19 protein-coding genes are annotated in these 26451 nt (G+C 51.4%); 3 read left to right on the forward strand and 16 right to left on the reverse strand.

Annotation, left to right across the window (positions count from 1 at the left end; all coding sequences use genetic code 11):
* The 5 genes from QOL74_RS17775 to QOL74_RS17795 all read right to left on the reverse strand — a co-directional run.
* Positions 1-6253, reverse strand: a 6253-nt coding sequence (locus QOL74_RS17775) for a beta strand repeat-containing protein (protein ID WP_283410850.1), incomplete at its 3' end; no start/stop codon positions are given.
* A 157-nt stretch (positions 6254-6410) separates the two neighbouring features.
* The gene (locus QOL74_RS17780) at positions 6411-6563 is read right to left on the reverse strand and encodes a hypothetical protein (protein ID WP_283410851.1); all 153 of its coding nucleotides are present in this window, start codon (positions 6561-6563) and stop codon (positions 6411-6413) included.
* A gap of 169 nt (positions 6564-6732) precedes the next feature.
* A complete protein-coding gene (locus QOL74_RS17785; protein ID WP_283410852.1) occupies positions 6733-7101 on the reverse strand; it encodes an iron chaperone in 369 nt (122 codons plus the stop codon).
* A gap of 476 nt (positions 7102-7577) precedes the next feature.
* Positions 7578-8954, reverse strand: a complete 1377-nt coding sequence (locus tag QOL74_RS17790; RefSeq protein ID WP_283410853.1) for a sigma-54-dependent transcriptional regulator — start codon at positions 8952-8954, stop codon at positions 7578-7580.
* A complete protein-coding gene (locus QOL74_RS17795) occupies positions 8944-10041 on the reverse strand; it encodes a two-component system sensor histidine kinase NtrB (RefSeq protein ID WP_283410854.1) in 1098 nt (365 codons plus the stop codon). Before QOL74_RS17795 ends, QOL74_RS17790 begins: the two co-directional genes overlap by 11 nt.
* A gap of 565 nt (positions 10042-10606) precedes the next feature.
* Between QOL74_RS17795 and QOL74_RS17800 the strand changes: the two genes are divergently transcribed.
* The gene (locus QOL74_RS17800; RefSeq protein WP_283410855.1) at positions 10607-10882 is read left to right on the forward strand and encodes a DUF2933 domain-containing protein; all 276 of its coding nucleotides are present in this window, start codon (positions 10607-10609) and stop codon (positions 10880-10882) included.
* A 175-nt stretch (positions 10883-11057) separates the two neighbouring features.
* Here QOL74_RS17800 and deoC read toward each other — a convergent pair whose 3' ends face one another.
* The 8 genes from deoC to QOL74_RS17840 all read right to left on the reverse strand — a co-directional run bounded on the left by deoC (position 11058) and on the right by QOL74_RS17840 (position 20170).
* Positions 11058-11753: a deoxyribose-phosphate aldolase gene (deoC, locus tag QOL74_RS17805; RefSeq protein WP_283410856.1), complete on the reverse strand. Its 696-nt coding sequence runs from the start codon at positions 11751-11753 to the stop codon at positions 11058-11060.
* A gap of 102 nt (positions 11754-11855) precedes the next feature.
* Positions 11856-13373 (reverse strand): xylulokinase, encoded by a 1518-nt coding sequence (gene xylB, locus QOL74_RS17810; RefSeq protein WP_283410857.1) that lies wholly within the window; start codon positions 13371-13373, stop codon positions 11856-11858.
* 182 nt (positions 13374-13555) lie between these two features.
* Positions 13556-14536 (reverse strand): aldo/keto reductase, encoded by a 981-nt coding sequence (locus QOL74_RS17815; protein WP_283410858.1) that lies wholly within the window; start codon positions 14534-14536, stop codon positions 13556-13558.
* Between the two features lie 51 nt (positions 14537-14587).
* Positions 14588-15355 (reverse strand): ABC transporter permease, encoded by a 768-nt coding sequence (locus QOL74_RS17820; RefSeq protein ID WP_430383885.1) that lies wholly within the window; start codon positions 15353-15355, stop codon positions 14588-14590.
* 242 nt (positions 15356-15597) lie between these two features.
* Positions 15598-17184: a sugar ABC transporter ATP-binding protein gene (locus QOL74_RS17825; RefSeq protein WP_283410860.1), complete on the reverse strand. Its 1587-nt coding sequence runs from the start codon at positions 17182-17184 to the stop codon at positions 15598-15600.
* 434 nt (positions 17185-17618) lie between these two features.
* Positions 17619-18680: an ABC transporter substrate-binding protein gene (locus tag QOL74_RS17830; RefSeq protein WP_283410861.1), complete on the reverse strand. Its 1062-nt coding sequence runs from the start codon at positions 18678-18680 to the stop codon at positions 17619-17621.
* Positions 18677-19105: a hypothetical protein gene (locus tag QOL74_RS17835; protein WP_283410862.1), complete on the reverse strand. Its 429-nt coding sequence runs from the start codon at positions 19103-19105 to the stop codon at positions 18677-18679. Before QOL74_RS17835 ends, QOL74_RS17830 begins: the two co-directional genes overlap by 4 nt.
* Before the next feature lie 39 nt (positions 19106-19144).
* Positions 19145-20170 carry a LacI family DNA-binding transcriptional regulator gene (locus tag QOL74_RS17840; RefSeq protein WP_283410863.1) on the reverse strand — a complete coding sequence of 342 codons (1026 nt, stop codon included), beginning with the start codon at positions 20168-20170 and terminating at the stop codon, positions 19145-19147.
* A 330-nt stretch (positions 20171-20500) separates the two neighbouring features.
* On the opposite strand from QOL74_RS17840, the gene QOL74_RS17845 reads away from it, so the two are divergent.
* Positions 20501-20704 (forward strand): helix-turn-helix transcriptional regulator, encoded by a 204-nt coding sequence (locus QOL74_RS17845; protein ID WP_283410864.1) that lies wholly within the window; start codon positions 20501-20503, stop codon positions 20702-20704.
* 11 nt (positions 20705-20715) lie between these two features.
* A complete protein-coding gene (locus QOL74_RS17850; protein ID WP_283410865.1) occupies positions 20716-21150 on the forward strand; it encodes a hypothetical protein in 435 nt (144 codons plus the stop codon).
* A gap of 270 nt (positions 21151-21420) precedes the next feature.
* On the opposite strand, the gene QOL74_RS17855 is transcribed toward QOL74_RS17850, so the two are convergent.
* From QOL74_RS17855 to QOL74_RS17865, 3 genes are all read right to left on the reverse strand, one after another.
* Positions 21421-22881 carry an aldehyde dehydrogenase family protein gene (locus tag QOL74_RS17855; RefSeq protein ID WP_283410866.1) on the reverse strand — a complete coding sequence of 487 codons (1461 nt, stop codon included), beginning with the start codon at positions 22879-22881 and terminating at the stop codon, positions 21421-21423.
* A gap of 128 nt (positions 22882-23009) precedes the next feature.
* Complete coding sequence (locus QOL74_RS17860; protein ID WP_283410867.1) at positions 23010-24230, reverse strand: saccharopine dehydrogenase family protein; 1221 nt, start codon at positions 24228-24230, stop codon at positions 23010-23012.
* A gap of 417 nt (positions 24231-24647) precedes the next feature.
* Positions 24648-26429, reverse strand: coding sequence for a sigma-54 interaction domain-containing protein (locus QOL74_RS17865; protein ID WP_283410868.1), 1782 nt, complete (start codon positions 26427-26429; stop codon positions 24648-24650).
* Positions 26430-26451 lie beyond the last annotated feature (22 nt).

A 26451-nucleotide genomic window follows, 5' to 3' on the forward strand; every position in this document is an offset into this window, starting at 1 on the left:
TGAAGATCACCGCGCCGCTGTTGGTGTCGTAAGCGGAATGGGCCAGTCGGGTGGTGTTGCCTTCTTTGTCCACATGCACTGCGTACAGGCCGCCCACGGCTTCACCGTTTGCTGGTGTGTAGGGAATTGATACCGTTGCGATGCCACCATTAAAGCTGATGATGGTCCCCCTTCCATCATTCACGGTGATGTCATACACCGGTCTTGTGCCAGTGATCTTTGTTGCTTCCTCTGAAAGGGCTGTCTGGGGTGTGATGCGAATGATGATATTGCCCGTGCGCTGCTTTCTGATTTCAGCCAGCGCTTTTTTGTCAAAGCTTACCTTCACAGGGGCACCGCTGATTTCCAGACTGCTGATTTCTGCGTTCACAAGGCTGTCCAGTGAACTGGCGGTAAGGGTGGCGCTCAGGGAAGTGGCCCCCTTTGGCATGGTGATGTCCAGTGCCACTGCAAGTCCGTTTTCTGTCTTGTTCTGACGCGTTGCTTCCGCCTGTGCCCTGGCAATGGCATCGGTCACCCTTTGATCCGGGATGGCGGCACTGGCCCCTCCATTTTGCCCTGGTGTGGCCGTGACAGGAACCCTTTCGGTCACCGGCTGGTTGGGCGTTTTCGCCGGTGTTGTGGCTGGTGTTGGAACACGGCTGCCCCCAGAGGAAGAACCGCCGGAGGAACCACCTGATGACCCACCAGAAGAGCCGCCGTCTGAGGAACCACCGGAGGATGACGCGCTGACGGTCAACGTGCCATTGACAACAGCCCCAAGGATGTAGTGACGGGCTGCCTCAGCCGTAAGCACGGGTTCGCTCACTGTGATGGGATAGCTGCCCACTGTTTTGCCGTCGGTGGTGGTGGCGGCAGTGGCAGGGGTTGTGAAAATACTGGCGGCTGTGTCTCTCGCTGCCATGCCTGTATAGCTGACGGTGAAGCTGGGCAGGGTGCCCCCCGCTGTCATGCTTTTGTCATCGGCGGTGATGATGATGGTTGCCCTGGCAACTTCAAAGGAGACAGTGACAGCACCCATATAGGTTGGATGGCTGTCGGGCACCTTGAAAGTGACGGCATAATCACCTGCCACCACTGGTGCTGTGGTGCTGTGATAGGTGGTACCGTTTCGCCCTGTGTAAGTGATTTCATAAGCACCGGTGTAGCTGCTGGTGGGTGTGCCTGTATAGCCCCCATGGGCGGTGCCATTGTAAGTGCCGTTCTGTCCTGCAACGCCGGTAATGGTCACCGGTGTTTTGTCTGTGTAGTTCACGGTGACGGTGATCAGGCTGTCGGCATAATTACCCATGCCTGTCACACTGACGGTGACAACGTCTGCAGCGCTGTTACCGGTATTGTCGGCCACCAAAGTCAACAGGCCGTTTGCGTTCACCGCTGCACTGGTCAGGCCGTTATACCCGGGGCCGCTGGTGACTGCAAACGCTGGGGTGGCTCCCAGATTCTCAGGGTAGCTGCTGAGCTGGGTGAGATCCAGTTCGGTCTTGTAGTTGGCCTGATGCTTCACCATGGCAGCGGTGCCTGTCAGGCTGAAATCCGCTGCTCTGGTGATCTGAACCGATGAAGCAACTGGTGCGGTTGGCTGGGTCACCAGGTAGTTGCCGGCTGCCATGCCTGTTAAGGTCATCGGGGTGGAAAGGGCGAGGGCCTCGTAGGTGCCGGCATCTGGGCTGCTGAGGGTACCGGTGAGGGTGGAGGTGTCCACGCTCACTTTTCCATTGTCATCTGGGACGATTCCGCTTAGGGTTACACCTGTGATGCTCACCTGCTTCGTATTGTTAAAGGGTCTGCCAGTGGCAGTGACCGCCGCTACGGTGAGTGGTGCTTTGGCGATGGTGTAGGTCATGCCTGTGGTTTGGCTGACGGTGCCTGAGTAACTGCCATCGGCCACTGCGGCGACTGTCACGGTAACGGTGCCTGCGTTTGTACGGTTGCCTTCTCCCCCATTGGAGTTGGAGTAGCTGACTTGATACTGGCTGGCGCTGAGGGTTTCTCCCGCCAGGGTCACTGTCACTGTGGGGGTTTTTTCTGTGCCGTCATAGGTGAAGTGATCCCCGTCGGTGATGGTCACCGTGGCACCGGTAATGGGTATTTTGAGGGTGGTGAAGGTGACTGCCTCCACATCAGAGTAGTCGTCACCCTCCCTGGCTGTCAGGTAGTAGGTGTAGGTGGTTGCTCCCGACAGGTTGGTCAGGGTGATGGGGTCCGCTTCGCCGGAGGCCGCCATGCTCTGCACCCCAGCAGCACCTGCCACCTGGCTGCCTTCTGTAAGGGCTGTGCTGCTGGCCACATAGTAGATGGTACTGCCTGCATTCGCTGTTGCATGCAGGGTGGCACCAGTGCTGGTAACCGTTCCTTCTGACACCGCAAAGGGAATGTTCCTTTTCAGTGTGTTGGGGCCGGCGGGAGTGATGGTCCCCTGATAGGCAATGCCGTTAAAGGCGGCTGTGGTTGCATTTTCGCTGCTTGCCGGCAAAAACAAATGCAACAGGCCACTGGCATCGGTATTCACATGGTCAAACCCATAACTGCCGCCTGTAACAGATGCATTGGTGACTGGTGACGAAACTCCGTAAATCCCCCCCACCTGTGCCTGCGTGTAATAGACGGCTTCGCTGCTGCTGTTGGTGGGTGTGATGCCATTGATGGTGGGCTTTCCCCCTGAAGTGGTGCTGATGGTTCCGCCGGTAATGGTCAGTGAGCCGCCGTTTCCGTCATCTCCACGACCAATCCTTCCAGATACGGCCACTGTTCCGCCGGAGATGGTGATAGGAGGACTGGTGCCCTGCCATCCGCCGCCAATGGCGGCACTTCTGTTTGATGTTGCTGCCGTCACCTTGCCGCCGGAGATGGTAATGACTCCTCCGCCTTTGGATTTAAAGCCGCCGCCAAAAGCGGCCCCGCTCCATGTTCCAGTGCTTGTCGCCGATACAGTTCCGCCACTGATATGGATGGTCGGAGAAGTACCGCTTTCGCTTCCCCCAATGGCAGCACCGCTATTGCTGGTGGCAGCATTGACCGTTCCCCCAGAAATGTGAATACTGCCGGGATGATCCCCCTCATATCTGTAACTGCTGCCCATGGCCGGTCCTGTTTGACCGGAGACAGTGATGGTTCCGCTCTCAATCTCAATTGTTCCGGCGCCTTCTATTATGGTATCCGCTCCAAGCCCGCTATAATGATAGAATCCTCCAATGCCCGTGCCTAATCTGGAAGGGTTTTTCACCTCTAAGCTGCCGTTTCCAGTGATTCGAAGGGCTGAACCTTCGCCTGCACGAATGCCCATATAGCGGGCGCCCGCAGTGCCCGCGTCACCGCCGCCGCAATCAATGGTGTTGGCTCCCGATAGATCCAGCTGTGCCTTGGCTGTTTGCAGGTCAATGGCCTTTCCCTGGGACGCCATGTTGACGCCACTGAGCTTCACCTTGACAAAGGCTGATGTGTTCTGGAAAACAATTTGATTGGTTGTGACGGTATCGTTATTTGACTGGATGATCTCATATTCATTCTCGTAATACTGCCCGGTTACAGTGACTTCACTCTCCCCTTCATTGGGGGTATGGGTAATACTCAGCTTTCCGCCGTTATCTGCAAAGGTGATGTTTCCATAAGAAAGATCCAGCGGACCTGAAAGCTGTTCTGTTACCAGGGTATCGTGCATGATAATCGTGGTTCCGTCCCCGGAAGCCTTAATTGTCTGGTCACTCTTACTGATTTCATTCCCGTCATTAAGACTGGCTACTGTGACAGACACCGTCGTTCCTGCGCCAGCAGACATCCATGCAGTTATTTTCCCAGCACCTTCCCGCTGCTGTGTCACCTTTCCGTCACAGACAAACTGCACCACACCACTTGCAGCATCCGCATTCAGAGGAGTTCCGTTCCGCTGTGCCGATACCAAGACGCCGGTGATATCATCGGTGATCGCCGTATCATAGAACCACAGATACACGGGGTACAGTTTTTCTCCGACTTCCACAGGAACGCCACTCACCCAGCTTCCCGTCCAAGCATAACCGTTTCCTGATATCGTTACGGCTTCCGTTGCAGAAAGGGGATCCCCCCCCACCACAAGGGTGCTTGAAAGGGTCCCCACGTAGTTTTCACTTAGGTGAATGCTTCCCTGATAAGTTCTTCCGCCGATGGTGTAGGTGGCATTTTCGATGGAACCAGTGAGCCTTCCGTCATAAATCGTCACAGATAGTGGGTAGGTGCTGACGCCCCCAACGGCAGGTGCAATCACGCCATTTTTCATTGTAATGGCGGCACTACTCCCAATGGAAACCGCTCCACCAGCATTGGTGGAGTATGAATGGACTCCACCGTACCCAATATGACCATCAACTGTTACGGCGCCTCCGTTAATGGCAATGGTTCCGCAGGACAGCGCACCGACGGGTAACCCGTTAAATCCAGAACCGATGGCGGCACCATCTGAACCACGGGTCGCTGACACGATGCCACCTTCGATGGTAATGCTCTCAACGCGACCGCTGTGCCCACCGCCAATACCTGCGGCACTTGCCCCGCCGGTAGCTGTGACCCTTCCGCCGGAAATGGTGATGGTACCGGTGGTGCTCTCCACCGATCCGCCGATGCCGGCAGCGCCCAGAATGTAACCCCCATAGTTGACTGCGCCGCCCTTTGCGATAATGGTCCCTCCGGCAATGTGGATGGTGCCCACCGACTGAATGGAGCCATTTGGATAAGTTGGCGTCCATTGATTGCCAACGGCACCGATTCCGGCACCGCCCCCATAACTGTTACCGCCGGTGGCTGTCAGGGTGCCGGTGCTCGCTGCCGTGATGTTCAGCGTGCAGCCCTGGGGCACGTCAATGCCTGCACCGCCGTAAGCACCGGTGAGTGCATTGGTTCCTTTGAGGGTGAGGTTCAATGTCGCACCATTTTTCAGGGTAATGCCCGACATATTTCCGCCATGACCAGTCATCGTAATGCTTAAATCCTCGATGGTCAGGTTCACTGTTACCCCATCGATGGTCAGCTGTTCGGCTGTATTCGATACGGCTCCTGTAATGGTGGCATTGTCATAGGTGCTTAGGTTGCTGCTGTTGATGGTCAGTGGGCCTGTTGAAATGTCGTAAACACTGCCGCCACCCAGCAAAATCACTGTGTACACGGAAAAATGTGCCGCAGGGGCTTCCAGTGTGCCTGCTTCGTGATCCACAGTGGTTTCCAGTGCCTGTGCCTGCTGGAGGGTGTCATCCAGGTGGAAGACTTTCAGCTGTGTGGCGGTGTCTTTTTCTGGTGTCTCCGGCATTTGGGCAAAGGAAACCCTGACTTCGCCTTTGCTGGTATCGGGCTGAAGCTGGTTGCCGTCTTCATCTGTGATGGTGATATCAAAGGAAACCAGTTGGGCCACCTTTGTTGCGGCGTGCTGTGCCTGTACCTCTCTGGTGACGGCTTCCTCTATTTTTTCTTTTTCTGCCGGGCTGGTTACTTTCCTGGCATGAAGCACTGCGCCTTCTGGAAACACGTCTTTTTCTGCCTTGACGGTGATTTCGATGCCGTCGATGGTCTTGGTTTGATAAAAGGCCCAGTTTTCAATGGTTTCTCCCTCGACGATCTCGACTTTAATCTGGGGCAGCTGTGCACCGGCGGCAAGGTCGTAGCCCTTTGGCAGCACCGGCTCATAGTAAAAAACCCCTCCGGCTTCATGGGAGTGAAAAGTCTTGGAGCTGCTGGTGGCTGTGTTGATGTGCCAGGTGATGCCTGTCAGTGTTCTTTTTTCTGAAAGGTTTTCTTCGTTTTTTCGCTGCTCTGTGTCGCCATTGTCCAAGGCTGAACTGCCGGCACCCTCTTGTGGTGATTCTCCCTGGTTTTCTGAATCCGCTGCTTCTGCTGCTTCTGTTGCTTCTGTTGCAAGGGTTTCTCCCAGGTGCCCTTCTTCAGACCTGCGGTTCTCCGGCGCTGCTGAAGAAACACTGGACGCTGCTGAATAGACACTGATGGTCACACTCAGTTGTTCCGGCAGGTCTATCAGCGATTCTGCTGCGCCCACGGTCAACCGCTGCATGGCCGTCTCCCCAGGCAGCTTGGCAAAGGCGGTGATCGTTGCCGGTTCGTGTGCCGCTGCAAAAACGCCGGTGCTTGTGAATGGGTTCAGCATCAGCATCGCCAGGGTCAGTGCTACGCCTCTCGTTGCTTTTTTTCTGATGGCAATGCCTTCCATGAACCTCACCATCTCTTCCACCAATGTTTTGATGATTCTTGCAAGTCTCCTATCAATTTTCATGTGATGAACGCCTCCTTGTTATCATAAGCAGGTTGCGCTGCCATGGCCAAATCCCTTTGTCTTTAACCTCAGCAGGTTAAGCTGCCTTCACGTCTTTCAAGTCGGTACTCATCTTAACAACCTGCCTGTTTCATTTCAATGCTTCTTGCACAAGCGGTCATTTTTTTGCACAAGCGGTTAATGGCGGGAAGAAAAAAACCACCTCACTGTCCTTGACAATGGGGTGGTTTTTGTTATTATTGGTTCGAACAATCTCATCGATGTAATTGCCAAAGTCTTTACGCACGTCTGTCGCATTGACGGATTGCATCTTTCCAGCTCCCTACCTGTCTTTACTATGCCATGAGCGAGCAGCCCTGTGCAGCGTATACGTTTGTTTCTTACGCTGATTCGGATGTGCTGGGTAGAAGTACCAGTACTTCCTGGCCACCGTCGAATCAAAAGTCTGCCAGCTTTGTTGGTGACACCAGCCGGCGGACTTATCTCCAATACCTTTTCATGCCTTTTTTTTCTTCCATGTTGTATTCAATCATTTTTTCCAGCAGGTGGTAGTCCACTTCATCTGTCCATTTAATGCGAAACAGGTTGGGTGTGTGCGTGTAGCCGGCCTTTTGGATATCTTTTTCGAAGTGTTTGATCACTACAGCTTCGGGAGCCACAGCAATGTTGTTTTTGGCCAGGCTGAATCCCATGATGAAGGTGCCATGGTCACTGAACATGGGTTGGTGCCATTTGATCTCTTCCTGTAACTGAGGATATTTTTCCCTGATATGGTTCAGTATGGTTTCCATTTTTCCCTTCTTTTCAGGGTCTTCGATGGTGTTTAGGAAATCCTGAAAGGTTTTCACACAAATCCGCTCCCTTCATGCAGATCATGAAAGACTTTATGTGTCTCGCGACTCTGGTGAGTGGCTTGTAATTGATGGCTTCTTTTGAATCCACTCAATCTCATTCTTTCGGCAGAACTTCTTGACGGTAGATTTTCCTTTGATAGTTCTAATACCCAAAATGACAACCTGTAATGAAATAAGAAAAAAGCAGCCCGAAGGCTGTCCCAGACTGTAGACAAAATAAGCTGAAGACAAGGGGTTTGTTAAAGGACAGCCTTGGAAAGCTTGTCAGTGTTTTTCGAAAAGGCGAGAAAACCGCCAGCGCCTGCTGTTTGAGCGCAGCGAGTTCAGGCGCTGTTTTCGAGACTTTCGACTAAAAACACACAAGATTGGAATCAGCTGGCCTGGCTAAATCCCTTTGTCTTCAACCTCCGATGGCAGCCACATTGGACTGCCATCGGAAATGATGATATGCCTATTGACGCTGGAAATCATTACTTGCTGATGCCGTGCTTATCCATACGATACATTAACGTATGACGGCTGATGCCCAACAGCTGGGCGGATTTGGTTTGATTGTTGCCGGTTTTTTCCAAAGCCTGCAGTATCAGGTTTTTTTCCAGCTCATCCAAAGAAATGCCTTCTTCCGGCAGCTGTATTCCGCTGTCTTTTTTGGTATCTGAGGTGCCTGAAGTGCCTGTGGTGCCTGGGGTTGGCAAGTCCACCTCCTGAACGTCGTCTGTTGGAGACAAAATCACCAGGCGCTCAATATAGTTTTCAAGCTCCCGTACATTGCCTTTCCAGGGATGGTTCACCAGCTGCGCCATGGCCTTGGGAGAAAGGGTCATCAATTTTCGGCCCATTTCACTGCAAAACGCCTTCATAAAATGGTGCACAAAGCCGGGGATGTCTTCTTTTCGATCACGCAGGGGTGGTATGTGCAGGGGGATGACGTTGAGCCGGTAATACAGGTCTTCCCGAAAGGTGCCTTCTTCTGTCATTTTTTTCAACTGGCGGTTGGTAGCCGCAACGACCCGGGCGTCCACAGATACTGTCTCTGATCCGCCTACCCGTTCAATTTCTTTATCCTGCACCACCCTGAGCAGTTTTACCTGCATAGATAAACTCAACTCGCCTATTTCATCAAGCAGTATTGTGCCTCCCCGGGCACGTTCAAACTTGCCAATTTTTCGGCTGACGGCCCCGGTAAACGCCCCTTTTTCGTGGCCAAAAAGCTCGCTCTCGATCAAGGTTTCTGGAATGGCTCCGCAGTTTACCTTGATGAAAGGTTTGTCTCGCCGGGGGCTGTTGTGGTGAACTAAGTGGGCAATGATTTCTTTACCTGTGCCACTTTCTCCCTGAATCAATATGGTGGCAGGGGTGGCGGCCACCCGCTCCACCATGGCCATCAGCTCTTTCATGGGTTGACTGTTGCCAATCACCACGTTGCCGGTTTCAAAGGCGGTGGCTTCTTTCAGGTAGGTGACCTGTTCCTCCAACTCACTGACATGTAGAGCCTTACGGATTTGAACTTTCAGCTCCTCCACGTCAAAGGGTTTTGACAGGTAGTCCATGGCCCCCCGTTTCATGGCTTCAATAGCGGTTTCCATGGTGCCGTGGGCGGTGAGCATAAGAACAGAGGTGGTGGTGGTGGTGGTGCTTTCCTTGATTTTTTTCAGCGCCTCCATTCCATCCATCACCGGCATCTTCAGGTCCAGCAGCATCACATCCGGGCGGTGGCGCTCAAAAGCTTCAATGCCTTCCCGACCGTTGGAAGCCTCGTAAATCACATAGCCTTCCTTCTCCAGGGCCCGGCTGATGGCCCAGCGCATGTTCTTTTCATCGTCCACGATGAGTATTTTAGGTTTCATGTGGTGCCTCCTCAATATGGTTCTGCGCCAGGGGCAGGTGAAGCTTAAAGGTGGTGCCTTTGCCCGGTTCACTGGTTACATCGATGGTTCCCCGGTGTTCTTCAATGATCCGGTGGGTGACTGAGAGTCCTAACCCGGTGCCACCCTCTTTGGTGGTGAAGAAGGGGTCGAAAATGTGGGGTAAGCTCTCTTTGTCAATACCCTGACCCTGGTCGGTAATGGTGATGAGGGCCATGCTGTCAGTTCCCTTTTCCAATGAAAGGGCCAGGGTACCGCCCTGCTCCATGGACTGAATGCCGTTGAGCATCAGGTTCATTAGCGCCTGTTTAAGCCTGTCGGCATCGGCCTGTAAGGGTGGCACCGACTGCAGCCGGCTATCTATTTCCACCTGATGCTGCTTGGCCAAAGACCGCAGGACGGTGAGCAACTCATGAAGCACCTGTTCTCCATTGGTGGGCTTTAAATGAAGGGGCTCTGGCCGGGCAAAGTCCAACATGCCTTTGATCACTTTATTGGCCCGGTCTGTTTCGCTTTCGATGATGTGCAGACCTTCTGTCAGAGAATCTTCCCCGGCTTCCAGGGCCTCCTGGTGAAGGGTTTGGCTGATGGTTTTTATGATGCCCAGAGGGTTTCTGATTTCATGGGCTATGCCGGAGGCCAGCTGACCCAGCGAGGCCAACCGTTCGCTCTGCCGCAGTTTACGTTCCAGCAAATCCATTTTCATCAATTGTGACAGTTGGCGTTGCAACTGCAATTCGCGGCGATAAGATTCCTCTGCCAGATATCCTGTGATGACACCCACCACCATAAACATGCCCGCTTCCAATAGTTGGTTGATAACCGTTATGTCCAGCCGGCCAAAATACAGAAGCAGGTGAGGGGCATAGAGGAACATCACCAGCGCAGACGCCATAAAACCACCCCGCAGCTTAAAATGGAAAGCCGCCAGGATGATGGGGATATAATATAGTCGCCGATAGAAGTCGTGTATGGCCCAGGGACTTTTCGTGGTGCCGTAGTGAAGCCCGGTGACTCCTAAAATCAGCACCAGCACCAGGGTCAAATTCCCTTTTCCTTTATTCGTCATGATAAACACTCATTTCTTGAAATAGGTTTCTTATTTAGATTTTTTTATTGATGACAGGTTGGAAGCAACACTGAAGGATAAAAGGTGTTTGTCCATCCGGTCGTATGTGGTAAAAGATACCCTTTTTACTTCTATTGTAGCATATCCTACAGAGCAGCACCGCCAGCAACGGCATTTCGAGCATAAAGTATCGGGAACAGCGAATAAGGAACGCGCTAAGTCATGCTAAAACTTTTTTCTCAGCTTCTTTTGAACAGGCTATTTCTTAAGCCGGAGCGGCACCGCCAGCAACAGACTTAACAGGTTTAGGAGGTTGTTTTTGTCCATCGTTGAAGACTGTCGTGCAATTTGGTTAGGCTGCCACAAAATCTGGCACGAATATTGCTGATCTATATACTGGTCATCAAAAGCACTGACAAAAACGGAGAGGAGTTCATGCATGAAAATATTATTTACCGTTGGTGGTGATGACTGTGATTCTGATGGTGGGTAATTGGCTGAAGCATGCAACAATAACACACCAGCAAACTGTAAAGATTGATTAAAAAGATAGGAGTGAATAGCCTTGAACCATTGTAATCGGAACGGCCACAACGAACAACATGAAAAAAAGGGGCATAAGCACGGATTAATGATGCTCTTGTGCCTGGTGCCAATGATTGCCCTGATAGCTTTGCCCCGTATGGGCATTGATCTTGGATTTTTGGGAAGATTGGTTCCTTTTGCTGTTTTTCTCATCTGCCCGCTGATGCATATCGGCATGATGCTGATGATGCGAGACCACGGGAAAAAAGAAGATCACCTGCACACCGGAAGAGATCAGCATCAACTTCAAGATTAATATCATCCGTCATCTAAAGGCAGCCTTCTAAAGCCGGCTAAAATCAGTTGCAAAATAGCGCCTTCGTTCCAGTCATCAGATGTTAAATGCTCCCAAAAAGAACCCCCCCCTGTTTCACAGATTATTGTGACTACAGGGGGGAAAGGGGGATGGTGGTGCTATTGATAACAAAATGTCACTTGCTCGCAGCTTCTGCCTGATGAAGGCGGTATTGGTCAACAATGGCAACACCACTGCTGGTACCAATGCGGCCGGCACCGGCCTCAATCATGGCCAGAGCATCCTCCATGGAACGAATGCCTCCCGATGCCTTAATGCTGATGGCATCTCCCACGCAGGATTTCATAAGCCGTACATCTTCAAGGGTGGCACCTTTGGTGCCAAAACCGGTGGAGGTTTTGATGAAGGTGGGTTTTACTTTGAGGGCCACTTGGCAAAGGCGGCGTTTTTCTTCATCAGTGAGATAGCAGGTTTCAAAAATCACCTTTGATATCACCTGTCGTTTGTCGCAGACCGCCACGATTCGCTGCATTTCATCTTCCACGTAGGTCCAGTTCTGGTTCTTGATTTCCACCAGGTTCACCACGTAGTCTACTTCTCTTGCTCCTTTTTCAATGGCGTCAATGGTTTCAAACACTTTGGTCTCAAGGGTGGATTGCCCTAGGGGAAAGCTCACTGCCGCATCGCAGAGCACGCCGCTGCTCTTCAGCGCTTCCCGGCAAAAGGGAATTGCCGCGTTGTTGATGGCAACCGTTTTAAAGTGGTATTCTTTGGCTTCGTCACAGAGTTTTTGTAGGTCTTGATTGGTGATAAAAGGCTTTAACAGGGTATGGTCGATCATGGCAGCCAGTTGGGCCACAGACAGCTTCATGGTGTTCATCCTTTCATTATTCGGAGATTCTGATGCTGTCGCCGATGCTTCAGCATGTGGATGCTTCGGCGCTTCAGTGTTTTGATTCTTAAATGCGGAATTTTACAGGCGGCTCAGCTCGTCATAAATGGGCACCAACGCTTCATAACATTGGTCAAAAATCCTTTTGACTTCTTCATATTGCCGGTGATTTTTCTCCCTGGGCTCCAGACTCTTGACTGGTTGAATGAACTGATGAACCGCTGAAAAGTCTTTTAGGTAACCACTGCCCACCCCGGCAGCGATGGCCGCTCCAATGGAGGTGGCCTCCTCCAGGTAATTCAGTTTGTGCACCCTGACATCGTAAATATCTGTCAGCATTTCAAGAATAGGGTCGCTCTGGGCCAGGCCGCCAATGACATTCATGTCAGTGATGGGGGACTTGGACTGAAACACCTTCAGAATGATGGCCAGGTTCATGAGAATGCCTTCCACCGTGGCTCGCAAAAGATCACTTTTGGTGTGCTCCATTTTCAGGCCGATGAAGGCCCCCCGGGCATTGGGGTTCCACCGGGGGCTTCGCTCTCCCAGAAGATAGGGGAGAAAGAGAAGTCCCCGGGCACCCAGAGGGGCTTCTCTGAGATGATTGTCCATCAGCTGGTAAATGGACTTCTCTTGATCCTGTTCCAGCAGGGCCAAGCCTTCAAAAAGATGCTGCTTCATGAAATTATAAGAGTTGGCCGCCGCTTGCATGGTTCCGGTGGGGGCATAGCATCCGGGAATAAGGTGTGCCCAGTTGAAGGTGCGCATCTCTTTATCAAAGACGGGTTCCGTGGATGTATAGGCCACCCAGGAGGAAGACCCTAAATAGTTATAGGCCACATTTTCTTCCACCGAGGCGGCTCCCACCGCGGCACATACGCCGTCGCCCCCGCCCAGCACCACGAGAGTTCCCGGTGCCAGGCTGCAGCTATTGGCAATGGCGGTCGAAACCTCTCCCGCCACATGGGTGGACGGGTATGCCGTGGGAAAGATCTCCCGGTCAAGGCCGGCCATTTGAATGATTTTGTCAGACCATTCTCCCCGGGTAAGGTCAAAGGCGTTGGTTCCCGAGGCATCAGAGTAGTCGGTGACAAAGGCACCTGTCAGCCGGTAAATCAGGTAGTCTTTGGGCAGCAGCATCCGGTGCGTTTTTTTAAAAACGTCCGGTTCATGGTTGCGTATCCACATGAGCTTTTCAATGCTGTAGGAGGCACTAATACGATGACCCACGATCTTGTAGAACTCCCATGGATCAATGCGTTCACGCAGGTACTGCTCCTCTGCTACGCTTCGCTGGTCTGCCCAGATAATGGCGGGACGCAGCACGCTGCCCTTCTCATCAACACACACGCACCCCATCATTTGACCACTGAAGGCCACCGCTGCCACCTGGGTGGCATCCCGACCGGCCAGAAGCCGCCGGTTGGTTTCGCAGAAGGCCTGCCACCAGTCAAGGGGGTTTTGCTCTGCCCATTTTCCGTTGAAAAAACGGGTGGGATAGGCGTAGGTACAACTGTCAATGAGCTCTCCCGCTGTGGTGAACAGGGTGGCTTTGTTGCCTGAGGTTCCCAAATCATGGGCCAGTAACCATTTACTCATACTGCCACCGCCTTTTCTTTAGTGAGCATACCTGAGTAAGCATACCTGAGTGAGTATACCTGTTTGCTTGACACTGCTGATCATATGCCCCTTTTTCATTCGACCTGTTTCATGGTGGTCGCTTGCCTCACAAGGTTTGATTCTCATCTTTCGCTGGTGGCGTCATCCGCTATCCCCTGAGTTTACAGGTTCTTAAAGGGTTCAATGATGGCATTCAGTTCTGCCAGCTCTTCTGTTGTCAAATCCCAGGTGGTGGACTGAATGTTTCTTTCCAACTGGCTGACAGAAGAAACACCTGCAATGATGGAGGTGACCGCGGGTTGCTGTCTGAGCCAGTTGAAGGCCACTTCATTCAGGGGGCGTCCAATCTTGTCGGCAAAATCGCCGGCGGCCAGTGCCCCTTCGTAATAGGTTTCAAAAGCATCACCCTTCAGTTTGGGATTGGCATTTCGAATGTCTTTTTCAGAGAAGTTGCCCCCCCGCTTGAATTTGCCGGTGAGAAGACCCTGAAACAAGGGGCTGTAGGGGAGAAAGGCCTGTTCGTGAGCCGCCGCCATGGGCAACATTTCTGCTTCAGTACGGTAGTCAAGGGGAATTTCGTGGTAGCTTTTGGTGTTGCGTTCCAGCATGTTGTACAGTGACTGCTGTGCATGAATCTCTCTCATGGACATGAAGGCTTCCACATCCTTCGGTCCATAGTTGGAGAGACCCACATAGCGGATTTTTCCTGCTTTTTCGATGGCTTCCAGAGCGCTGACAGTTTCTTCAATGGGGGTAGTGTTGTCGGGCCAGTGCAGCTGGTAAATGTCGATATAATCTGTTTGAAGCCGTTTGAGGCTGTCGTCGATTTCCTTCAGCATGCTGGCTTTTGTCAAATCGTTTTTCACGCTTTTCTGCCGGCTCCATACCAGTCCGCATTTACTGGCAATCAGTACCTTGTCACGCTTTCCGCCCTGCAGTGATTTTCCCAGCAGTATTTCAGCGTTGCCATACCCGTAGATAGGGGCCACATCAAAAAGATTGATGCCCTGGTCAATGGCCGTATGCACCAGCCGAATGGTGTTTTCTCCCACTTCAGTGTCCCACTGTCCGCCAAAGTTCCAGCAGCCCATGCCGATGGCTGAGATGGCTTCTTTGATTTTTCCCACTTTTTTATAAATCATCCTTTTGCCTCCTGATGGTTCAAATTGTTGTTGATGCAGGTGGGTACCGTCTTAGTTCCGCAACTTATCCAGCAGTACCGCCACCACAATAAGTGATCCGATGATGATCTCCAGAATAAACGAGTTCACGCCCAAAAGAACGCCTCCCTGGCGCAGGGTAGCCATGATCATGGACCCCAGCACAGTGCCGATCACGCTGCCGGATCCACCGTCAAGGCTGGCCCCCCCCACCACTGCGGCGGCGATGGCATCCAGCTCATATCCGCTGCCTGCCGTAGGCACCCCATTACCCAGTCTGGCGGTGAGCAGCAATCCGGCAATACTGCACACCAGGCCGGAAAACATATACACGCCGTAGGTGGTCAGGCGAATGTTGATACCGCTTAATCGGGCGGCTTCCCGGTTACTTCCCAGTGCGTACACATTGCGGCCAAAGATGGTTTTTTTCGTCATAAACCATGTGAGCAAAATGATGATACACCAGACTACAAATAAAAAGGGCACTCCCAACATTTCTCGCTGGGCAATTTGTCTGAAACTGGTGGGGATTCCTGAAATCATACTGGCTTTAGTAATCAGCATAATCATGGCCCGCACCACTGTCATGGTGCCCAGTGTGGCGATGAAGGGCGGCACTTTGCCGTCGTGCACCAGCATGCCGTTCACAAACCCCAGCAATACACCACAGCCAATGGCCAACAGCATGGCCAGCGGAATGGGGGTTCCCCCCACCATGAGAATGGCAGCAACAATGCCGGAAATACCGGTGACAGAGCCAACGGAAAGATCGATGCCACCGGAGGTGATGACCACCACCATGCCGATGGCAATGATGCCATAAATGGAGGCCTGTCTGGTCAGGGTTTTTAAGTTGCCCGCAGTGAAAAAGACGTCGGATTTCACACTGAAGAAAATCACCAGCAGCGTGAGCAGCGCCAACAGAAAGAGTTCGGTTTTCAAGCCTGCGCTGAACATTCCCAGGGGTTTTTGGCTCCCTTTATCAGGTTTTTTATCTTTCATCTTGTTGATGCCTTTCATTAAATGGTCCATGTCAACCCCCTCTAACGCAATCCTGATGCGAGCTTCAGAATGGCTTCATCATTGAAGTCTGATTTGTTTAGAATTCCCATTTGTTCTCCCTCATGCATCACCATTAAACGGTTGGAGAGCCCTATGACCTCCGGCAGGTAGGAGGAAATAAGAATAATGGATTTTCCCTGCTTGAGCAGAATCTCAAATATTTTATAAATCTCTTGCTTGGCACCCACATCGACTCCCACCGTGGGTTCATCAAAAATAAAGATATCGCTTTCCTGAGCCAGCCATTTGGAAATCACCACTTTTTGCTGATTACCTCCCGACAGGTTTTTCACCAGCTGATGAATGGAGGGTGTTTTGGTGCTGAGACGCTCCACCAGCGCGGCTGCCTGAGAGTTGCTTTTGCGCTTGCTGATGACCCCATGGGCAGACACCTTGTTGATTGCCACCATATTTGTATTCACTTCTATCGACAGCTCCAGTGCCAGGCCTTGGTCTTTCCGGTTTTCTGGTATCAGTGCCAGCCCTTTTTCAATGGCCGTCTGGGGACTGTTGATAGCAACTTTTTTCCCGTGAATGAAGAGGGTGCCGCTGTCCAGCTTGTCGGCTCCAAAAATCCCTCTGACAATTTCTGTGCGCCCGGAACCTACCAGGCCAAACATGCCGAAAATTTCACCTTTTTTGACTTCAAAAGTGATGTTTCTGAACGCGTTTTCACGGGTGAGGCCTTCCACCTGCAGCACCGGTGCGCCCAGTTCACCCTGTTTGATTTCATACATGTTTTCTGTGTTGCGGCCCACCATCATGGTGATCAGTTGATTTTCGTCAGTCTCGCCGGTGTTGACGGTGGCCACCCTTTTGCCGTCCTTCATGACGGTGACCCGGTCGCTGATGCGAAAAATTTCGTCCATTCGGTGGGTAATGTAAATGACGCCCACCTGCTGCTCTTTTAGCATATGAATGATTTTAAAAAGTTCTTCGATTTCTTCGTTGGTTAGTAAGGCTGTCGGTTCATCAAAAATAACCAGTTTCGCTTTTAAGTGGAGAATTTTGCCGATGACCACCATCTCCTGCTGCGCCACAGAGAGCTCATTGATTACCGCCCGTGGGTTTACATGTACATTGATGGAGCGAAGAATTTTTTCTGTTTCCCGAAACATGGTGGTGTAATCCACCAATCCGAACCGGTTGCTGGGCAACTGTCCCATGTAAAAGTTTTCTGCCACCGAAAGATCTTTCGCCAGATTCACATCCTGATAAACGGCTCCCAGCCCGTATTTCTCTGCCTGCATGGGTGACTTTAGATCCACCGGTTCTCCTTCAATGTAGATCTCACCGGCGGTGCGGGTGTATACCCCCATGAGGATTTTGATCATAGTGGATTTGCCGGCCCCATTTTCACCCACCAGGGCGTGAACCTCACCTTTACGCACATCAAAGCTGACATCGTCCAGGGCCTTGACTCCTGGAAACTCTTTGGTAATATGGCGCATTTCAATGATGTTTTCAGGTGCGTGCCGCTCAAGTGCCTGTTCCACGTGCTTCACCATCCTTTGCCCCCTGACTGATCCTGTCATGCTGCTTCTACCAGTCATGCTTTTTCTGCTCATGCGATCTGCTCCAATTGCCCTGTTGGTCTGTTGGTCTGTTGGTCTGTTGGTCTGTTGGTCTGTTGCCATTGTTGATTTTGATGATTTTAATTGCTCTGTCTTACTGCGCGTCTCAGCTACCTTGCTTTTGCCTCTCCATCCAATAAGATCGAACACTGGTCAAATTGTGAAAGCTCACAGGCATGATACCCCTGCTGGACAGGCCTATTTGCCCAAAACCTATCATCTTCAGAAGTAATCAATGGGATGACACCCATGCGGCAGGAGTATCTGCCTGTGATGCTTTCGAGGTGGTGACAAATGGTCATGGGGATGGCAGGCAATCATTGGTGATGACAGGTGGCGGTTGATCACAAATTGATTCACCCCTAACTGCCTGCCCCTCTTTCAAAGGGTATAAGCAACTGAGTCTGGCAGCGTTTTTCAGCTAAGGTTTACTCCAGCGGGTACAGCAGCTTGTGATTTTCCGGCTGAGTCATGTTCTCCTGGGTGACAATGGTGGCATCGATAATGATGTCTTTTTCAACGGCTCGGCCTTCAATGGCATCGATGGCATACATCACGCCATTATAGCCCATGCCGAAGGGATCTTGGACCACAAGCCCGGTTAAGATACCGTTGCGCAGGGCTTCAATCTGGTCTTCGTTGGTGTCAAAGGCATAGGAAACGATTTCGTTATATTTGCCGGATTCCTCCAGTGCTGCGGCGATTCCGACGCCCATGTGGTTGTTGTCACCAAAAATACCGATCAGGTCTGGGTTGGCCGCAATGGTGCTTTCGGCAATACTCAGGGCCCGTGTGATATCGTTGTCGCCGTACTGGGTTTCAAGCACCACAATATCGGGCACCAGCTCAGTTATTTTTTCAATGAAACCTTCTGTTCTGGCGGTGTTGACCATAGTGCCCGCCACTGAACTGATGACGATTACCTTTTTGCCTGAAGGTTCAATCCCTTTAGCTGTCCAGTCGCTGACCATGGCCTCTGCTGCCGTACTGGCAGCCAACCGATGGTCAGTGGCCAAAAATGAAGTGTATTGATCAGTATTCAGCTTGTTGTCGATGGTAATCACAGGAATGCCGCTGGCCATGGCCTCTTCAACAGCCGGTACAGTGGCGTCGGAGCTGGTGGAAGAAATCACCACTGCATCTGGCCGGGTGGCGATGACATTTTCCAGAATGGATACTTGCCGGTCAATGTCAATTTCTGACGGTGGTCCATCGGTGGTGACCACCACGCGTCCATTACTGTCGGCTTCTGCCGCCTTTGCGCCTGCCAGCAGAGTCTGCCAATAGTCGGAATCGGTGGCCTTCACGATCACACCAATACGGTATGGTTCGTCGGATGCTGCCGCACCGTCATCGTTACCAGCTGGAGCCGGAGTTTCAGCCGGCGCTTCAGGTTGCCCCGAATCTGCGGGAGCCGGCGAACCGCACCCTGCCAACAAAATGCCTACCAGTGTGAACACCAACAGTACTGCAAAAAGCCTTCTTCTCATGATCCTTCTCCTCCTTTGTTTCTGTGGTTTATGTGTTTACTATGGCTCTCAGCACCGGCAACTTGCCAAAATGCTGAGGTGCTGCCTTGCAAGCTGACACTTTCATAAATGAAACCGGGCTCACCCTTATAAATACAGGATTCTATTGTTAAAATATAAACATTTTGGCCATATTGTGATATAAAATATGAAACCGCTCCCACATTTTCTATAAAAAAAACTGTCGCTTGCATGCTCCAGACGCTTATCGAATCGTCATCATCACGTATCGTCATCATCACGTAATGGTTGCTCTCTTTTCCATCTGCGGCAGCTGTCCAGTCAGCCAGTTTACTGCTACACCCTGCCAACGTTTTCCTTTCAGTGCCATGCCCCAGCCATATCCCGCCCCAGCTCCAGGGAAACCTCCTGCCTGGTGGTTCCATTCAAGCTCATCACCTGGTGGTTTCAGCCTTCAGCGGCACTTATGACCGAACTTTCCTTTCAGAGCCCTTCAGATACACGCTAAAGGGCATGACACTTTCCAACCGTTGCTTATTGGGATGCTGGTATCGCTCCAGCAGCATTCGTATGGCCACCCGGCCCATTTCCACAGAGTCACGGGCCACGCAGCTGAAATTATAGCCCAAAATATCCAGCACCTCATTACTGTCGATGCCAACGGCGGCAATATCCTTTCCCAGCACCAGCTGGTATTCATTCAGCCCTTTCATAAAGCCCAGAGTGGTCAGGTTATTGCAGGTGAGCACCGCGTCGGGAATGTCTTTTTTTTCGATGAACTGGCGGGTCAGCTGATAGGCTTTCTCCACACTGAAGTTCCCCTCATAAATATACCGTTTCAACGGCTCTCTGTTGTGGTCTTTCATGGCTTCCAGGTACCCTCTGAAACGGTCCTTCCCTATTTTCAGGTTCAGGTCGCCTGTGATGATTCCGATTTTTTCATGCCCCTCCTGAATCAATATTTCAGTGGCACAGTAAGCACTCTGATAATTTTCAAAAAAAACCCCGTCCCACTGGGAGTTTTTCACGCCCCTGTCGAGAATCACCGTGGGAATCTTGAGATCTCTTAATTTCTTTTTCAGTTTTCTCTCGGCGTCGCTGTCGTCGTGATCATTCACCGGTGTGATAATTAAGCCTCTAACCCCTTGCATGTTGATCATATCAAGGGCCCTGGCCTCTTTCACCGAATCGTTGTTGGTATCGGAAAAGATGAGGGTCATGTCATTTTCATCCACCACCTCACCAATGCCTTTTAACACCTCTGCAAAAAAGGTGTTGTTTGCCTCTGGAATAATCACGCCAATAATGTTGCTTTCTTTTTTACTGAGATTCCTGGCGGTAGCCGAAGGATAATAGATTTTTTCTTTAATCACCTTTTCAACCTTTTCGCGGGTTTCCTTATGCACATAACCAGAGTTGTTAAGTACCCGGGAGACCGTTGATTTAGACACCTTGGCTTCTTTGGCAATATCGTTAATGGTTAGCCTCATTGAACCGCCCTCGCTTATGGAACCGTTTTCATACTGGCATTCTATAATGAGATTCAACTCTTGTCAAGCTTTACGGGGAAATTTTCTGTTTAATCACACAATGATGGCGCTGTTTTCCCAGTGATGTCAGCAATGCTTATCAACAACTTCCCGACCCACCGAAACCAAACCATAGTGAAGCAGCCCTCCAGTCGGCATTGTAGAAGGAACCAAAAGGATCGTCGGTTTTTTCCCTTGACGGAATGCAATATATATATTACAATCAAGATGGAACATATATATTGCATCCATGGTGCAGAATTGAGATGGTGCAGAATTGAGGTGTTTTGGATGATTAAAAACAGTGTTCGGCAAAGCCGCATTGAAAAACAGCTCACTCAGGAGGAACTGGCTGAACGCACCGGTGTCACCAGGCAAACCATCGGGCTGATTGAAAAAGAAAAGTACAATCCCACCATTGCCTTGGGACTGAAGTTATGCAAAGTGCTCAACAAATCACTTGATCAGTTATTCTGGCTGGAGGAGAACCAATAGGGAGGCGTCACATGATGAATGATGAGAGAGTTATGGCCGATGTAAAAGTGGCAAAAAGCGTGAGTTATATCATTTTTTGGTTTGGCATCTTTGCGGTACTACTGTATCGATGGTTTGTCCTCCATCAAACCCTAATGGATACCCTTGACTTCTTTTTAGTCTGGTTATCCGCATCGCTGGCGCAGTTTTTTATCCTGGCAGCCAAGGGAATTCCCATCACCTACCCCGTGACCCTGAAAAGAAAAGGACAACAGTTTTATGTCTTTTTAGTGCCGCTACTCACAGGGGTTTTAACCTCATTGCTGGTTTTTATCAGAGTAGGACTGGACCTGCGACGCATGTTGGGCGGTTTTGCAGGGAGCTTTCTTGCCACTCTGTTTTTGTTTGTTGCCTACTGGCTGATTGTTCAGGCATGGGAAAAGAAATATGTTGAGGGCAACGATTAGGAAGAAAATTGGCAGTTGGCATGCAAAACGGAAAGGAGGGGGGTGCCATCGGAATTGCAGGTTTACCTGGGTTTCGATCACCAGCATACCCATTTTATTCAGATCGCAGCTATTGATCTCGGCGTCTCTCCGCACCCACTGGCCATTTTAGTCGTTTCAGCCTGCGGCGAGGCAACAAGTTAAAACCCCTGTTCCCCAGGGGTTTTAACTTGTTTTTCATATCATCCAGTTCTTGTGCCCTTTCTTGCGCAGCAAGGGCCTTCATTTCTTTTACCCCCGCACCTTATCCAAATCAATCAGATAGGTTTTCAGATAGCTCATGTCATTAATGGTGAAGCGGCCGCCCAATCGGCCGTAACCGCTCATTTTACCACCACCTCCGCCGAAGGGTTCGTGGGCTTCCCAGAAGTCGGTGGAATCATTGATCACCACGTTGCCTGCTTCCAGCCTGTCGGCAAAGTAGAAGGCTTTTTTCATGCTGCTGGTGAACACCGCCATTTGCAGGCCGTACTTGGTGCCATTGGCGATGCGCAGGGCTTCGTCATCGTCTTTAAAGGTGATGATGGGAGCAATGGGACCGAAAGTTTCTTCCTGGTTCACCAGCATATCCACCGTCACCTGATCCAAAATGGTGGGACGATAGAAGAGCTGGCTGTTTTTTCCACCGAGGCGCTCGCCGCCATAAACCAGTGAGGCACCCTTTTCCAATGCATCTTTTACGTGAAGATCCATTTTTTTTGCTGTTGCTTCATTGTTCATGGGTCCCATTTTCGCTTCATTAACGAAGGGGTCTTTGGGTTCGTAGGCCTTGGCGATTTCAATGAGGGCCGCCATAAACTCATCTTTGACTTTTTCATGCACCAAAACCCGTTCTGTGGCGCAGCATACCTGGCCGGCATTGTAGAAGGAGCCGAAGGCCGCCGCCTCTGCTGCCGCCTGAATGTGAGCGTCTTCCAGCACTATCTGGGGGCCGTTGCCACCCAGCTCCAGGAGCACTGGTTTCAGTTCTGCCGCCCGAATAATCTGCCGTCCGGTGACGGTTTCACCGGTGAAGCCGACGGCATTGGTGAGGGGATGACCCACCAGTTGCTGTCCGACGGTGTCGCCGGGCCCTGTGAGCACATTGAAAACACCCGGTGGGAAACCAGCTTTTTCAGCGCACGCAGCAATGTGCAGCACGCTGATGGGAGTGTAGCTGGCAGGCTTAATCACCATGGTGTTTCCCATGCCCAGGCCGGGGCCGATGTACTCTGACGGGATGACGGCAGGAAAATTCCAGGGGGTGACGATGGCATAAACCCCATGAGGCTTTCGAAAGGTGAGCATCCGCTTATTGGGGTCCCGGGAGGGGATGATGGGGGTTTCCACCCGCACAATGTCTTCTGCTGCCAGTTTGAAGTTCAGTGCGGTTTCCTCCACCTCTGGCAGGGCTTCTTCCAGATAGGGTTTGCCCTGTTCAAGAGAAAGATCTCTGGCGATCTCTTCTTTGTTGGCCAACACTTCTTCCGCCAGCTTGGCGCAGAGTTCAGCCCTGTCGTAGACGCTCATCTGGGCATAGATATCCTTGGCCCGGTGAGCCGCCTGCACTGCTTTCTCCACATCTGCCTCCCCTGCCAGAGCCACTTCGGCCACCACTTCTCCTGTGGCCGGATTTGTCACTTCAAAGGTTTTTCCTGTTGATGCATCCACCCATTTTCCGTCAATATACAGCTGCCATTTTTTTGTTGCCATGCTTGACGCCTCCTTTCATCCGTTAACTTGCTTCCGTTTTTGACAGGCTTCACTCTTTCGAGCTGTCTGTGCGCCTTGCTTGCGCTGCCTGCAGGCGTCACATCACTATGTTTTTCGCCATCTGTCGCTTAATCGGTGCGTACCTGCCGCTGTGCTTCTACTGGCGTAAAGGTGTCAATGCCAACTGGTGTCTGGCAGGAAACGGTGACGTACATATCTCGCTTCGCCAGCTCTATAAAGTACTGCTCTGGGTCAACGCCCATTTCTGCCGCATAGGCTCCCCGCCGGGTAATGGCTCCCTTGACTATCATCTGTGCCACAATGGAGGGGGGCACGCCTGTGTTCAGTTCAGTGGATGAGCATTCATACCGCTGGTTTTCTCTGGCAATGGAATCGATGGTGTAGTGGGTTTCCACCCCATTCTTCCTGCCCAGCACCTCAGCCCGAAGGATGTCACAATCCTGCACCTTCGCGTCCGGGTCTTCGGGAAGCCTTCGAATCATGGCTTCAAGCACGTCAAGGGGTGCCACGCTGGTTCCGTTGGATAGTTGGATTTCTTCGGTGCTGCTGAATCCCAGATCTGCCAAAAATCGTACTTTTTCATGAAAATCCGGGGGCAGGGCCAGCTTAAACACAACGTTTTTCAGTCCTTTTTCTTTCCAGGCCACGGGGAAGGTGGCTGGTTCAGAGTGAAGGGTGTAGTGGGCTTGAATAGGGCCCAGTGGTTCGGGGAAGTCAATGGTTTCCAGCCCTGACCGGGGAGGAACGGCAACAAACTCGCCATTGAGATATGCCACCGGTTCCACGGTGAACTCCTCCATAATGGTGCGCATGGAATAAGGCACACTGAAAATCGCACTGGTTTTTGTCCAGTCACCGCACCCATTGAGTACTCGAATGGTTTCCACGGTATCCAGCCGATCCACCCCATATCGGGCCAGCAGGTTAATAGTTCCCGGCGTACCTCCCATGCTGAGAACCGCCGTCAGTCCGGATTTTTGAAAGGCCTCGTCCATAGCCATCTGCTTTCTGGTTACGTGAAACAGACCTCCCAGATCGGTGTAATGCACCCCTGCTTCCAGGCAGGCTTCCATCACACTCAGGTTCACCTGGTAGGTGCAGCCGTTGATGACACAATCGGCCCCTGTGATAAGCTGCACCAGAGCTGGCTTGTCAAAGGCATCTGCATAAACGCCGCGGCACTTTTCACCACTTTCAAAGGCCACCTGACGGGCCTTGGCTTCGTTTAGATCGGCAACGATCACTTCTGTCACGTCTTGGCTGCGGGCCAGATCTTTCACAGTAACGCGACTCATTTGGCCGGCACCTCCCAAAACAATGATTTTCATACGTTCGCCTCCTTTCTGCTATTTTAGACTTGATGAAGATGGGTGTTGTGAACAGTGTGAGTGGCAGGTGTCTTGCATCTCTTCCTATATATTCAGCAATTATCATGCCAAAAATCATGTGTGCATGAAAATAATTCTCAAATGCATCGAAAATGCTGAAAATGCAACGATTAGCGTGGTAAAAGGACACGCAACTATTGCTGTATCGCTCCCACCGTCTGTCGTACCGGTGCAGTATTGCACCATTTTTTTTCAGGAGAATCTCATCAAACCCTCTGCCTACCTGCTCAAATCCTCATTGTTTACCAAAAACCCAACTGGTGCACACATGCACCGACCGGGGCTTTTTTGCACCGAAAAGCGATTACCGAAGCTTTCTTTTCCCGCTTCACACCCCATTGCGAAAAATGACGTTATTCATGGTTGAATGCCGTACTTTTTCAGCTTTCGGTTAATGGTTGACTTGTCTACCTGCAACACCTTAGCCAGCGCTGATGCTTTTCGATGTCTGAGATACAGGGTGGCGAGCAGGTTTTTTTCAGCCAGTGCCATTTCTTCTTTGAGTGAGCTGATTTTTCGGGGCGTTTTTTTCTCTTCGTCCACGTCTGAGATGTCTAAATGCTTCATTTGATGCGTCAGCTGCTCCGGGGTGATCTCCTGCTCCTTAAAGGTGACCATCACCGATTCAATCAAATTTTCCAGTTCACGCACATTTCCGGGCCAATCGTGGCGCAGCAACACGTCGAAGGCTGCCGGCTGCCATGATTTTTGAAGGCCGTGCTTTTGGTTAAATCTTTTGACAAACCGCAGAACCAGGGCTTGTATGTCTTTTTTCCGGCTGCGCAGCGGTGGAATGGTGATGGGTACCACATTGAGGCGGTAATATAGATCTGATCTGAAAGCGCCTGCCTGCACAGCTTCCTTCAACCGAGTGTTGGTGGCGGCAATGATGCGTACATCCACCTGAATGCTTTCAGTTCCGCCAATGCGCATGATTTCCTTTTCCTGAATAGCTCTCAGGAACTTGCTTTGCAAGTAGAGGGACAGCTCGCCAATTTCGTCGAGAAAAAGGGTGCCCTGATGGGCCAACTCAAAGTAGCCCAGCTTGCCCTCCCGATTGGCACCGGTAAAGGCTCCTTTCACATAGCCGAAAAACTCTGATTCCATCAGCGTTTCAGGGATGGCCCCGCAGTTCACCTTGATGATAGGACCGTGACTGCGGCTACTGTTGCGGTATATCAAATCTGCCAGTATTTCCTTTCCTGTGCCGGATTCACCCTGGATCAGCACCGTAGTATCCAGTTTGGCCACCCGCAGGGCCAGATCCACCACTTCTTTCATGGCTTTGCTTTCCATCACGATGTTGTCTGTCACGATATTTTTAGAGCGAAGGTATTCCAGTTCTGATTCATATTGCCTGGTTTTTTGCCGGTAGGCTTCCAGCTGCTGTTCCAGCTGACGCACTTCTGTCATATCACGTTCAGTGGTAATCACCATTTTCAGCTGCTGATTTTCAAAGTAGGGTTTTCCGGTGACAATGAGCTCGGTGCTGTCTCCCAGCTTCTGAAACATGGTCACCGGTTGTTTTGCTTCAATCACCTGAAGAGACACTGACTCTGAGCAGTAGCCTGCTTCCACCAGCTCTGCCATGTTACGGCCAATGAGTGCTTCAGCGTCCAGCCCCCCGGTGCGCTCTGCCATTTCGTTAATCATCAGCGCATTCCCCTGGTGGTCGGTGATGAAAACGCCCACATCAAGACAATTGAGAATGTCCAGCAGGTGCTGCTGAAAGCTGCCAGCGTCGGTTGTCGCGTTCATTGCCAGAACGCTTTTACCCTGCAAGTGGTCTTTCACGGCCTTCTGATCCACCACTCCCAGGTAGGTTCTCTTCTCATCAACCACAGGAATCAAGGGGGTACTGATAGTTTCCAGCAGATCTGATCCAAAGGTTTCTCCCGACGTTACCGCCGGCCATCGGTGATCAATAAGTTGTTTCAGGGCATCTTTCCGGCTGATGGGCCCCTTCTCTGTCACATGCCGCCAATAGAAACTGGTTTGAAGCACCCCTGCATATTGCCCTTTGATAACAGCGACCATATATGGCTTCTCCCAGCTTTTCAGCAGTTCGAGATTTTGGGAAAGAGCCTGATCCAGTTGGAGCACAGGCCATTGGCGGTTGATGAAATCCGTTGTGTTCATTCGACCTCATCCTTTCGGCAGT

The sequence above is a fragment of the Anoxynatronum buryatiense genome (assembly GCF_900182905.1).
Classification (GTDB): Bacteria; Bacillota; Clostridia; order Peptostreptococcales; family Tindalliaceae; genus Anoxynatronum; species Anoxynatronum buryatiense.

What these genes read in the sequence shown, in the direction of transcription:
- deoC (WP_283410856.1), bottom strand. Translation starts at nt 11,753, where the DNA reads ATGAAGCTGTCTGTGGCCCAACTGGCTGCCATGATCGACCATACCCTG.
- QOL74_RS17845 (WP_283410864.1), top strand. Translation starts at nt 20,501, where the DNA reads ATGATTAAAAACAGTGTTCGGCAAAGCCGCATTGAAAAACAGCTCACT.
- QOL74_RS17835 (WP_283410862.1), bottom strand. Translation starts at nt 19,105, where the DNA reads ATGGAACCACCAGGCAGGAGGTTTCCCTGGAGCTGGGGCGGGATATGG.
- QOL74_RS17780 (WP_283410851.1), bottom strand. Translation starts at nt 6,563, where the DNA reads ATGCAATCCGTCAATGCGACAGACGTGCGTAAAGACTTTGGCAATTAC.
- xylB (WP_283410857.1), bottom strand. Translation starts at nt 13,373, where the DNA reads ATGAGTAAATGGTTACTGGCCCATGATTTGGGAACCTCAGGCAACAAA.
- QOL74_RS17855 (WP_283410866.1), bottom strand. Translation starts at nt 22,881, where the DNA reads ATGGCAACAAAAAAATGGCAGCTGTATATTGACGGAAAATGGGTGGAT.
- QOL74_RS17840 (WP_283410863.1), bottom strand. Translation starts at nt 20,170, where the DNA reads ATGAGGCTAACCATTAACGATATTGCCAAAGAAGCCAAGGTGTCTAAA.
- QOL74_RS17865 (WP_283410868.1), bottom strand. Translation starts at nt 26,429, where the DNA reads ATGAACACAACGGATTTCATCAACCGCCAATGGCCTGTGCTCCAACTG.
- QOL74_RS17820 (WP_430383885.1), bottom strand. Translation starts at nt 15,355, where the DNA reads ATGGTGGTGGTCATCACCTCCGGTGGCATCGATCTTTCCGTTGGCTCT.
- QOL74_RS17850 (WP_283410865.1), top strand. Translation starts at nt 20,716, where the DNA reads ATGATGAATGATGAGAGAGTTATGGCCGATGTAAAAGTGGCAAAAAGC.
- QOL74_RS17790 (WP_283410853.1), bottom strand. Translation starts at nt 8,954, where the DNA reads ATGAAACCTAAAATACTCATCGTGGACGATGAAAAGAACATGCGCTGG.
- QOL74_RS17830 (WP_283410861.1), bottom strand. Translation starts at nt 18,680, where the DNA reads ATGAGAAGAAGGCTTTTTGCAGTACTGTTGGTGTTCACACTGGTAGGC.
- QOL74_RS17815 (WP_283410858.1), bottom strand. Translation starts at nt 14,536, where the DNA reads ATGATTTATAAAAAAGTGGGAAAAATCAAAGAAGCCATCTCAGCCATC.
- QOL74_RS17860 (WP_283410867.1), bottom strand. Translation starts at nt 24,230, where the DNA reads ATGAAAATCATTGTTTTGGGAGGTGCCGGCCAAATGAGTCGCGTTACT.
- QOL74_RS17825 (WP_283410860.1), bottom strand. Translation starts at nt 17,184, where the DNA reads ATGAGCAGAAAAAGCATGACTGGTAGAAGCAGCATGACAGGATCAGTC.
- QOL74_RS17795 (WP_283410854.1), bottom strand. Translation starts at nt 10,041, where the DNA reads ATGACGAATAAAGGAAAAGGGAATTTGACCCTGGTGCTGGTGCTGATT.